An 11592-nucleotide genomic window follows, 5' to 3' on the forward strand; every position below is an offset into this window, starting at 1 on the left:
GCACTCCTTTGTGCGCTGAGGTGCTGAGGTCGAAGCGTTCCGGTCTGTGCTGTGAAGGCTAGTGGTGCGGTGATAGGGGGAGGTCTGCGCCGTGGAGGCACATCTGGGAGCTTGCATGGGCGTTATTGAGGCCCCATACGCCAAGGAGGCAGCCTGTGAAGCCTCCTGCGATTTCGGTGGAGAGCCATTGGGCGTCGGTGCTGTAGGCGTAGCCTGCGTTCTCCGTCGGCCCGATGCCTGCTCGCAGGACGAGGTCATCAAGGGCGATCCACGCGAGCGTATCCGGCGCAGCTTCGGTAGGGGTGACACTCGAATCTGTCGCACGATCAGGAGGAAGGTCAGGCACACGGTGAGGTGTGACCTCAGGCGCGGGGTCTGCTAGTGGTAGGCGCTCTACCGTGCCTGCGCGGCATAGTTCCAGAATGTAGTCATCCGCGCTGCGGGTGATACGCGCCCAGTTGTGCGCGTCTTGGACGATGCCAATAGCGCGCACAGTTCTAGCAGACGGATCGAGCGCTCCAGCATCCATGGCGATACTTGCCTGCCATTCATTCATGCGCACGCCACGGAAGTCACGTTCGGCCTCTTCCCACATGGCGCCCACTGGCCGCAGGCAGTGGGGCAAGAAATCCGCGAGCGCAATATTCACTCTCTCGGGGGATTGTGCTCGCGTGACAGTCAGGCGCCCCGTGTCGGGGGCGAAAATCGGCCAGTCGTTTTCCCACACCACCGGGCATAGGAAGGTTTCTCGCCCAAGGAGGTGGCGGTTGCCTCGTAAACGCACGCCCAGCATGACCGCCCACCATGACCCGTCGGGCCGTTGGAATAGGTCTGCGTGCCCGATATTGTGGATTTCGGTGTGGCCATCTTCGCGGCTGAAATTGCGGTGCGTGAAGATGGGGTTGCGTGGGCATCCCTGCCACGGGCCGGTCACTTGCCTGGCGCGAGCCACTGACACGCTGTGTTCCTCTGCGGTGCCGCCTTCGGCGGTGAGCAGGTAGTACCACTGGCCACGCTTGTAGAGGTGGGGGGCTTCGGCCCAGACGGCGCCTTGCACCGCCCCATGCCAGATGACGTGCTCGTCGCCGGTGAATACTCCGGCGTCAAGATCAACGGGGCGCGTCCAGATCTCCGTTTGCTGTTCCCATAGGGGGTCGGCGGCCAGGCGAGTACCCGTCCACCACACGGTGCCGTCCTCGTCTTCAAAGACGTCGGGGTCAATGCCACCGGCTTCTTCAAGGAATACGGGCGGCGACCACGGGCCTTGAGCTTGGGGGGCGGTCATGACGAAGGAGCGTTGAGTGTCGCCTACGACGGTGGTGCACACAAGAACGAAACGCCCATTGATGTGCCGCAGGGTGGGGGCGAAGATGCCCTGTGATTCTCCGGCCTGATCGAGGTGAAGTTCACCTGATTCTGTTTGGGCGTAGCCGACGCATTCCCAGTGTTCGCCGTCGGTGCTGGCGTGGATGGGCAGGCCCGGCAGCCAGGTGAAGGTCGAGGTGACGATGTAGGTGACGTCCCCAACCTGGCAGGCTGAGGGGTCGGGGTACATGCCCGCAAGGATGGGGTTGGCGAGTGTCATCCCTTTACTGCTCCGGTTAGGCCGCCCACGATGCGCCGTTCAAAGAGGCTGAAGAAAACGAGGGCGGGGATCATGGAGAGGGAGGTGAAGGCCAGGACTCGCGCCGTGTCGACGGAGTATTGCGAGGCGAAGGCTTGCACGCCTAGAGGCAGGGTGTACATGCTTTCGTCGCTGAGGACGAAGAGGGGCAGCATGTAGGCGTTCCAACTGCCGATGAAGGCGAGGATTCCAGTGGTGATGACGCCCGGTGCGGAGAGCGGCAGGACGACGCGCCAGAAGAATCCGAGGCGGCCGCACCCGTCGAGGGCGGAGGCTTCTTCGAGTTCTTTGGGGATGGTGCGCAGGAAGGGTACGAGGATGATGATGGTGGTGGGGAGGGCGAAGGCAATGCCGGGCAGGATGACGCCAAGCAGGTTATTGGTCAGGCCCAGGCTTTTAATGAGGATATACAGGGGTGTGATGGCTACCGTCATGGGGAACATGAGGCCCGCTGCGAAAAGGGAGTACATGGCCTGGCGGCCTTTGAAGGGGTAGCGGGCGATGACGAAGGAGGCCATGAGGCCCAAGATGACAACGCCGACGGTGGTGCTCAGAGCGGCGATGGTGGAGTTGAGGACTTGGCGCCAGAAGATGGGGCTGGCCACGACCTCGGTGTAGTTTTCTATGACCCAGGGGTTGGGCAGGCCTGCAGGGTTGGCGGTGATTTGGGCGTTGGTCCGAAAGCCTCCCAGGATCACGTAGGCCACCGGCGAGAGGATGGCGATAATGACGAAGGCGGCGAGGACGTAGATGCCGGGGTTACCCCAGGGGAGGGCTTTGTCGCGCTTGGGGGTGGTGAGGGTGCTCATTGTCCGCCTCCTGTGAGTGCGCCTTCAGTGTCGCGGCGTAGGACGAAGCGTTGGTAGGTGAGGGCGATTGCCAGTGAGATGAGGAAGACGACCACTGCCACCGCGTTGCCGTAGCCGTAGTTGCCAGCCAGTCGACCGTTGACGACCATGTAGGTCGCCATCGTTGAGGTTCCTGCTGTGGAGGCGATGTATTGGCCCCAGATGATGTAGACGAGGTCGAAGAGTTGGAGGGAGCCAATGATGGAGAGGAAGGCCCACATGCGGATGGTGGGGCCAAGGAGGGGCAGGGTGATTCGGCGTTGAATCTGCCAGTAGGAGGCGCCGTCAACTTTGGCTGCTTCGAGGAGCTCGGTGGGGATGCCCTGCATGCCCGCTAGGAAGATAATGACGGCAAAGCCAACGTATTTCCAGGTCAGGATGCCCATGAGGGTGATCATGGCGAGGCGCGGGTCAGCGATCCAGTCGCCGGTGAGTGCTCCCAGTCCCACGTCTTCGAGAAGGCGGTTGACGCCGCCTCGGCTTTGAAGGAGCAGGGACCAGGCGGTACCGGCGATGACCTCGGAGATGACGTAGGGGATGAAGATGAGGACACGGATGAGGGATTGTCCGCGCATCTTTTTATTGAGTAGTAGGGCCAGGAGGAGGGCGATCGGCCCCTGAAGGAGGAGCGAGGCCACGAGGATGATGGCGTTGTGGCCAAGGACGGCGTGGAACTCGGGGTCGGTGAGGATGGTGATGTAGTTTTTCAGGCCCACAAAGTTGGTGGGGATACCAAAGCCCTTCCATTTGAAGAAGCCGTAGTAGGCGGCCATGATGACCGGGAAGATGACAAAGGTGAGGAACAGGAGGATCGCCGGGCCTGACAGGAGGGCGATCTCTAGGCGTTCTTGCCTCCCGATCGCCGACTTGTTGCGGCTACGGCCGCGGGAAGCAGGCGTGCTGCTTCCCGCGGCCCCGGCTCCCTGGGCTGCTCCACGATCATCTGTGCGCTCATTTGCGCGGTGATCGGCTGCAGTGGGAACCGTGCTCATGGTGGCTGTTACTCCTTCGCGGCTGCAGCGTTGGCGGCATCAATGATGCCTTGGGCGTTGCCCTTGCCAGCGAGCATGTCGACCACACCCACATTGAGGGCGTTGCCGACATTTTGGCCAAGCAGGGTGTCGAGCCAGACCGAGACGTAGGCGGCGTCGTTGTAGGCGTTGAGGATGTCTTTCAGGGCATCCTGTTTGACGACGCTTTGGGCTTCGGTGTTGGCGGGCAGGGTTTCGAAGGCGTCTGCGTAGAGTTCCTGGTACTTGGTCTGGACGACGAAGTTGAGGAAGTCGGCGCATTCCTTGGGGGCGTCGGCAGAACAAGCGAAGGCGTCAAGGCCGCCCATAATGGCCTTGGGATCGCCCTTTCCACCTTTAACTTCGGGGAAGGGGAACCAGCCGAGGTCTGCGAGGGGCTGCTTGTCAGGGGTGAGGTCAGCGATGACGCCAACATTCCATGCGCCCATGAGTTCCATAGCTGCCTGGTGGTTGGCAATCAAACCTGCCGAGGAGCCTGCGCCCTGCTGGGCGGAGGTGGTGAGGAAGCCCGAGTTGAAGGGTTCAGTTCCGGCGAAGCCTTGGAGGTCTTCGCCTGCCTTGAGCCAGCAGGGGTCGGAGAAGTCGCCTTCAGCGGAGGCGGTGACAAAGACGTCCTGGGGGCATTCGCGCAGGGCGAAGAAGTAGAACCAGTGGGCGGCTGGCCAGGCGTCTTTGGCGCCAAGGGCGATGGGTTGGATACCGGCGGCCTTGAGTTTATCAACGGCGGCGCTGAGTTCTTCCATGGTGGTGGGGGTGCTGGTGATTCCTGCCTGGGCGAAGAGGTCCTTGGAGTAGTAGATGCCGCCGGGAAGGACCGAGGTGGGGATGCCGTAGACCTTGTCGTCAATGGTCAAGGCGCTGAAGGCTGCTTCGCTAATGACGGACTTGGTTTCGTCTGTGATGAGGTCGGTAATGTCCATGACCTGACCAGCCTCAACCATGTCCTTGAGCTTGCCGCCGCCGCGAGCGAGGAAGGCTGATGGAGCGTCTCCAGAGTTCATGGCGGTTTGGAGTTTGCCATCCAGGTCCTCGTTCTGGACGGGTTGGACGGTAATGCTTACCCCTGGGTTGGCGGCCATGAAGTCGGCGGCAGCTTGTTCCCAGAAGGCTTTGCCGTCTCCGGTGGTGGAGTTATGCCAAAAGGTCATTGCGACGTCACCAGTGGCACCACTTGCAGCATCACTGCTTCCGCCACTTGCGCAGGCGGTGAGAGAAAGGGCGGCAGCAGTGATGACTGCTGCTGTGAAGTAGCGGGTATTGCGTCTCATCGTTGAAACCTCCTTCGGTGGATGCTCCGGTCACTATTAACCGAAATCTTTCGCAACCCAAGCCGAATACCATTTAGTTTATCTACTATCCAAAGGCTGTCAACCGCTATTTATAACGAAATAGTCAAGATGTGCCGACTTTTCTTCAGCGAAATATTTTCGTAAACTGCCACTCAGAAAGGGAGCACCATGACAGAATCGGACAACACATCCCCCCACCCCACCCTCGACGACGTCGCCTCACATGCAGGAGTGTCGCCCTCAACGGCATCGAAAGCGCTCAACAATCGCAAAGATGTCTCTGAAGCAACCCGCCAGCGGGTTCTTCAGGCATGCGCAGAGCTTGGCTACCAGCGCAGCACCACACCCGCCACCCCAACGACCCCTCATATTGCGATCGTGGCGGACAACCTCGCCAGTACCTACACCATGGAAATCCTCAAGGGAGCCGCCGCCGAGGCCATGCGCCACGGCGTCCCCCTCGCCCTGTCCTACACCCAGCTTCCCGACACCTATCGGGAACACACGCTCATCCCCCTGAGCACCCCATGGATCGCGCGCGTGGCCAGCGAAGGATATATCGGGGTCATCACCATCACCACCCCCCTCACCCCCCACTTGGCCACACACTTATCCGATGCTGCCCTCAGCCATGTCGCTATTGATCCTGCCAACACTCCCCCCTCTGGCACCGCCTCGATCGGGGCAACAAACTGGAATGGTGGGCGGGACGCCACCCAGCACCTCATTGAGTTGGGACACCGCCGCATTGCCTTCATTCGCGGTTCTGAAAACTCTGTCCCTTCCAATGAGCGCTATGAAGGTTATCTGTCGGCTCTCCGCATGAACGACCTTCCCTTTGACCCTGACCTTGTCATCGACGCAGGTTTCGCCTACGGCGATGGCGTCGCCGCAGGACGACGCCTCCTCGATTTGCCCTCATCCGAGCGTCCCACAGCGATCTTCGCGTGCAACGATAGTGCGGCACTTGGCGTGTACGAGGCCGCCCGCGAGCGAGCCCTCCGTATCCCTGAAGATCTGAGCGTGGTGGGCTTTGACGACACCGATTCTGCCCGCTGGGCAACCCCTCGGCTGACCACAGTGCATCAACCACTCTTTGAAATGGGGGCGCGTGCCGTGCAGACCCTCCTGGCAATGCACGGCGGAGAACAGAGTCTTTCGTCAACGCCGATTCGCCTGAGCACTCATCTGGTAACGCGCGATTCGACTGCCAAGATACCTTCCGAGGTTGCCTGAGCATCGGACAAGCTAGAGAACACTCGCCTGGGGGCGGGCCTTGCGGCCCGCCCCCAGGCGAGTTGTTACGTCCTACCCGGAGTCTCACTCAGTTTCTGAGAGAACCTAAGCAGCTCAGGTCACTCAGTAGCGCTTACGCATTATCAACGCGACGCTGCCAACTGCTGCAATCACACCACCTACCACAAGGGTGCCACCAGCAAGGGTGCCGGTTTTGGCAATCTTCTGGGGAGGCTTCTTGTCGGGCTGCCCCGGCTGTGCCGGTGGCTTTGTTGTGGGGGGCTGAGTTGTCGGGGGTTGAGTGCTGGGCGGCTGAGTTGTCGGCGGCTGAGTCGTTGGTGGCTGGGTCGTTGGCGGCTGCGTTGCGGGAGGCTCGGTCGTAGGAGGTGGCGTGGTGGGCGGCGGTGTCACGGATGGCTCCACGCCCATTTCTTTGAGCAGGCGGAAGTATGCGGGCTTGGGGGTGTAATCCTCCCAGAGCACTGTGGCTGCACCCTCGCCCTTGAAGAAGTTTGGCACCCATGAGTAGGTGTCATTGAATCCCCAGAGGGTCACTGATTGGCACCCCGGCACATCCAGGCATGCCCGCAGAGTTTGACCGTAGTGATCGGCTTGCTTAGCAAGAAGCTCTTCGGAGGGGCGTTCCCCTTCAAACTTGATGCGGACGTCAAGTTCGGTGATTGCGGTTTCCAGACCGAGGGCGTCAAAGCGAGCGAGGTTATCACGCAGGGAGGTGTCAAAGCCCCATTGGGTGCCAAGGTGAGCCTGAGCGGAGAATCCGTGGACAGGCACTCCTTGGGCAAGGAGTTTCTTGGTGAGTTCGTAGTAGGCAGTCGACTTGTCGTTGATGCCTTCTACGCTGTAGTCATTGAAGAAAAGCCGGGCCTGGGGGTCGGCTTCATGTGCCCAACGGAAGGCATCAGCGATGATCTCTTCTCCAAGTTCACGAATCCAGATATTTTCATCCGTGCGCAATTGCCCTTCGCCGGTGAAGATCTCGTTGGCGACATCCCACTGTTGAATCTTGCCTTTGTAGCGGCCAACAACGGTGGTGATGTGGTCTTTAAGGATGTGCCGCAGCTCTTCCTTGGAGAAACTCCCCTTTTCTAGCCATTCGGGATTTTGGCTGTGCCACAGGAGGGTGTGGCCTCGAACCACCTGATTATTCCCCTGAGCGAAGGCCACAATTTCATCAGCGAAGGTGAAATTGTAGGTGTCTTTCTCGGGGTGGATGTAGTCCCACTTCATCTGGTTTTCTGGGGTGACGGAGGAGAACTCATGTGCCAGGATTCGCCGGTAGATGGGCGAATGACGGAAGGGATTTTCGTAGGGCATCGCGTCGTGGTGGCCGCCACCAGCAACGGCAGAGCCAATGACGATTCCTTTTGCTTTTGCGGCCTCGCGCAGGGAGATGAGGTCGGGTGCGGGGTCGCCGTCGTAGGTATTCGAGGCGAGGGCGGATACGGGAGCGAAGATGATTCCTGCGCTAAGACAGAGTGCGGCTATGCGCCTCTTCATTGAGTGCATGCGTGAAATACCTTTCGGTGAACAGTGGTGAAGAAGAGACAGTTATTGCATGGCTCTTCTCGGGGAAGGTGTTCCGATAAGTCACGTCGGGACGAGACAGGCGATGTTGTAATGTGCTTCGGCAATGAAGCAGAGGCGGTCCCTCAGGTATTTAGTTTATCCACGAAACTAATTCTGTCAAGAGAAGACTATAGAACCACAGGGAACCGTAAATACCCCCAAAGCGCTTGACGCCCTTCTTCCCCCCGAGTAAGTTTCTTTGTGTAACAAATCCGAGCGCTTTCCAAGACACTGCCGTCAACGCCGACGCATGAACAAGGATGACCTCGCATGGATGATTCCGTGTACCGCCCCTATCCCGGCGCGCCCTCCGACGCCCAACAATCCTTCACTGCCCGCCCCCACAGGTGGGGCACTCACAGCGCCAAGTGGGACCTCCTCGCCTCGCCTCTTGGCAGCGACGCCATCAGCCTGAGTGTGGCTGACATGGAGTTCTACAGTGCCCCCACCGTCATTCATGCCATCACGCGGGCCGCCGCCCACGGCGTCTACGGCTACACCGAGGTTTTCACCGACTTCGCTCAGGCGGCCTGTCGCTGGCAGCGCGTCCGCCACCAGTGGGAGCCTCGCCCAGACGAGACGCACTTCTTTCCCCGCATCGTCCAATGCCTCAGCGCCCTCTTGGATCGCGTGATCGCACCGAAGAATGGCGAGCGGCCCGTCCTTGTCACCCTCACCCCCGCCTACGGGCCACTCCTTGAGGTCGCCCGCCGTCTGGGAGTACACATCCGCGAGGTTCCCCTCATCTCCCACCCCGCCCCCAACACTGCCTTCCTCACCCACCGCATCAATGACGATCTACTCAACGCGGCAATGACGGGTGCCGATGTGCTCCTGTGGTGCAACCCGCACAACCCCACCGGACGAGTATGGACCCGCGACGAACTCCACGCCGTCGCCACCCTTGCCCTCACGCATGACGTGCTCGTATTCAGCGATGACATCCACGCTGACTTCACCCGCACTGAGCGCACCTCCTACACGCCCCTCGCCCTCGTCAGCCCCGAGCTATGGGAGCGCGAACTACTCATCCACTGCGCCTCTCCCGGTAAAACCTTCAACACTGCGGAGCTGGAAAGTGCAGCCATTTTTGCCCCACCCGCCCTCGGGCAAGCGCTGGAAGAAGCCAAGCGTGCCGCCGGACTCCACAACCCGAACTATTTCGCCATCCCCGCCACCATCGCAGCCTGGACTGACGGGGACAAGTGGGTGGATACCCTCCGGCAACGTATCGACGCGAACCTCGCCCTCGCCGTTGACCTGCTACACACCCTCCTGCCTGCCGCCCACATCACCGACCCTGACGGCACCTACCTCGTATGGGTGGATGCTGCGGCCTACCTGCCCCACGCCGACAGCCTCACTGCGGTGATGGACGAGGCTCGTGTGGCCGTCAGTCCCGGCATCGACTTCGGTTCCGAGTACGGCAGCTACTTCCGCGTCAATGTCGCCCTGCCCCCTGCAGATCTTGAAGGCGCACTGGAACGGTTCTGCCACTGCCTCAACGCCCACGCCACCTCACCCATTACCCCCACCTTTTCTTCATCCACTGAACACCCTGCATGATCACAAAGGAGTGCCTCATGTCCACACCCCTACCTGCTGAAACAACCCGCGAGCACCGCACCCCCAGCGTCGCGGTTGCTGCCATCCCCGTCATTACCCTCATCGCCCTATTGGGTTTTGGCTACATCCTGGCCGAACTCCCCGTTGAGCCTCTGCTCGTCGCAAGTGCCATCGTCGCCGGTATTGTCGCCTGGAGGCTGGGCTACACCTGGGATGAGATCATTGGCTCGGTTGCCCAGAAGATCGCCAAAACCATGCCCGCTATCCTCATCCTCATTACGGTGGGTGCCCTCATTGGCTCATGGATGGCTGGCGGCACGATCCCCATGCTCATCTACTACGGCCTGAAGATCATTAACCCCGCCTACTTGGCTCTTATTGCCCTGGTGGTGACCTCGATCGTGTCCCTGTGTACGGGCACATCGTGGGGGTCGGCGGGCACGATCGGCGTGGCGTTCATGGGTGTTGCCGTGGGCATGAATGCTAACCTCGCGATGGTTGCTGGCGCTGTCGTGGCGGGCGCCTACTTTGGCGATAAGCTCTCTCCCCTGTCGGATACGACCAATATCGCGGCGGTTGCTACAGGCGTGAACCTCTTCGACCACATCCGCCACATGCTGTGGACCACCCTTCCGGCTTTCCTTACCTCCGCCGTCGTCTACCTCATCTTTGGCTTGAACTCGACCGGCGGCACTGTGCCGGAGAAGGTCAACACGATTCTTGCCACCTTGGATGCGGCCTTCACCTGGAATATTCTTCTGCTGCTTGTGCCGGTGGTGATCGTTCTAGGCGGCGCCATGATGCGTAAGCCCACCATTCCTGTCATGCTCATCTCGATTGTGGTGGCCATGTTTAATGCGGTGGTTGTTCAGGGCATTTCCTTTAAGGACACTGTTGTGTCAACTGTTAATGGCTTCAATGTGGAGATGGTGACCGCCAGCGGATTCAGCGCCGACACTGTCATTGAGGATGTCACGCGGCTACTCAACCGCGGCGGCATGAACTCCATGATGAGTGTCCTGCTGATCTGTTTTTGCGCTATCACCTTCGCGGGCGTGATCTCCGTGTCGGGCTCTTTGGATGTGCTGATCTCGCGCCTATTGGTGGGCGTGAAATCCACTTTCGCCCTCATTGGTGCCACGATTATTACTGGCCTGGCCACTATTGGTATTACCTCGAACGGTCAGGTGTCGATCCTCATTCCCGGTGAGATGCTGCGCTCGGCCTACATTCAACGAGGCCTCCACCCCAAGAACCTGTCGCGCACCATTGAAGACTCCGTGACCGTCATCGAGCCGATCCTGCCGTGGACCTCTGCTGGCGCCTACATGGCGGGCACCCTGGGGGTCGCCACACTCAGCTATCTGCCATGGGCGGTATCGAACTGGATCGCCATTGGCTTTGCTCTTCTCTGGGCGGCCACCGGCATTGGCATTGCCCGACTGACCCCGCAGGAGCAGGAGGTATTCGCCGCCGCAGAGTAGGTCACGCCGAGTGGGTCACTATCTGCTCACGTCAGATCCAAACTCTCAAAGCCAAACCAGAGCCTTGCTCCTTGGCCTGATAGGGGTGCTCCCGTGGAGTATTGTCCACGGGAGCACCCCTTTTTATTTATCGGAACTTCACCTCAATCGAATCATGAAAACTAAACATTTGAGCCGTCCTCGCATCCAGAAAACACCCAATACACCAGATTCACAAGGCCACGCCGATCAGACATAATTACAACACTCCAAAAGAAAGAAGGTGGGCATCTGAGCAGTCTCCCAACTCGTGCAAGTGGGTGTACTTTTCGCGTGTCGACTCCTGTTTTTTGTTGAATTTCTGCGGCTCATTGCATGGGGGTGGGCCACTAACGGGATGGGCGGAATCAGGGGTGTAGCCCCGCTTTGTTCACCCGCGTGAGAGCTGCTTGTGGTGGCATTGCTGTGCAGGTTATGGAAAAGTAGCGGCGCAGAAACATGTTGGTAACGCATGTTGACTATGCTCGCAATGAAGTTGAGCTGGCCATGTTGGCGCAGGCCGCTCACGATGAACTCAACCCTGGTCAGATGACGTTCGAGTATGAACCTGTGCTTCGAATGGTAACGGGTGTATTGCGGGTGGATGTCAGACGCTCAAGTCCTGCTATGGCGCGTCCTTGAGAAGGCTTGCAATGACCTTGGGTTTGACGTGCTGGGTGATGAGGCGTTTTAGCAGATGGCGCTAGCCCGGTTAGCGGAACCAACGTCAATGCCGGATACAGCGCGAGTGCTCGAGGAATCAGGGGTCGACCCAAGGCGCCGTGTTGAGCGCATTTGTTTAGCTGCTCTCATCTTCCTGACTTTGGGCAGAGTCGAGGCCTGGGGGTGGAGCAAGGAGCTTGTGGGTGGTTTGGGTGGCGTAGTGGTAACGCATTTTCGCTACCTGAG

The 11592-nt window shown here is 59.8% G+C and carries 8 protein-coding genes; 3 read left to right on the forward strand and 5 right to left on the reverse strand.

Going from position 1 to position 11592, the window contains the following annotated elements; translation table 11 throughout:
- Window positions 1-58: 58 nt before the first annotated feature.
- From EII11_RS10105 to EII11_RS10120, 4 genes are read right to left on the reverse strand one after another with little or no spacing between them, the layout of a single operon-like run.
- Complete coding sequence (locus EII11_RS10105; RefSeq protein ID WP_124872375.1) at window positions 59-1585, reverse strand: glycoside hydrolase family 43 protein; 1527 nt, start codon at window positions 1583-1585, stop codon at window positions 59-61.
- Complete coding sequence (locus EII11_RS10110) at window positions 1582-2433, reverse strand: carbohydrate ABC transporter permease (RefSeq protein ID WP_124872378.1); 852 nt, start codon at window positions 2431-2433, stop codon at window positions 1582-1584. The genes EII11_RS10105 and EII11_RS10110 overlap by 4 nt, the downstream gene beginning before the upstream one ends.
- Window positions 2430-3464 carry a carbohydrate ABC transporter permease gene (locus EII11_RS10115; protein ID WP_124872382.1) on the reverse strand — a complete coding sequence of 345 codons (1035 nt, stop codon included), beginning with the start codon at window positions 3462-3464 and terminating at the stop codon, window positions 2430-2432. The genes EII11_RS10110 and EII11_RS10115 overlap by 4 nt, the downstream gene beginning before the upstream one ends.
- 8 nt (window positions 3465-3472) lie before the next feature.
- The gene (locus EII11_RS10120; RefSeq protein WP_124872385.1) at window positions 3473-4771 is read right to left on the reverse strand and encodes an ABC transporter substrate-binding protein; all 1299 of its coding nucleotides are present in this window, start codon (window positions 4769-4771) and stop codon (window positions 3473-3475) included.
- A 189-nt stretch (window positions 4772-4960) separates the two neighbouring features.
- Between EII11_RS10120 and EII11_RS10125 the strand changes: the two genes are divergently transcribed.
- Window positions 4961-6028, forward strand: a complete 1068-nt coding sequence (locus tag EII11_RS10125) for a LacI family DNA-binding transcriptional regulator (RefSeq protein WP_124872388.1) — start codon at window positions 4961-4963, stop codon at window positions 6026-6028.
- Window positions 6029-6151: 123 nt separating this feature from the next.
- Here the strand turns inward: EII11_RS10125 and EII11_RS10130 are convergent, their stop codons facing one another.
- Window positions 6152-7555: an endo-1,4-beta-xylanase gene (locus EII11_RS10130; RefSeq protein ID WP_205649288.1), complete on the reverse strand. Its 1404-nt coding sequence runs from the start codon at window positions 7553-7555 to the stop codon at window positions 6152-6154.
- 330 nt (window positions 7556-7885) lie between these two features.
- Here EII11_RS10130 and EII11_RS10135 point away from each other — a divergent pair, with 330 nt between their 5' ends.
- Both EII11_RS10135 and nhaC read left to right on the forward strand, forming a co-directional pair.
- A complete protein-coding gene (locus EII11_RS10135) occupies window positions 7886-9181 on the forward strand; it encodes a MalY/PatB family protein (RefSeq protein ID WP_124872391.1) in 1296 nt (431 codons plus the stop codon).
- Between the two features lie 17 nt (window positions 9182-9198).
- Window positions 9199-10665 (forward strand): Na+/H+ antiporter NhaC, encoded by a 1467-nt coding sequence (gene nhaC / locus EII11_RS10140; protein ID WP_124872394.1) that lies wholly within the window; start codon window positions 9199-9201, stop codon window positions 10663-10665.
- Window positions 10666-11592 lie beyond the last annotated feature (927 nt).

It is taken from the genome of Schaalia canis, assembly GCF_003858455.1.
GTDB lineage: Bacteria > Actinomycetota > Actinomycetes > Actinomycetales > Actinomycetaceae > Pauljensenia > Pauljensenia canis.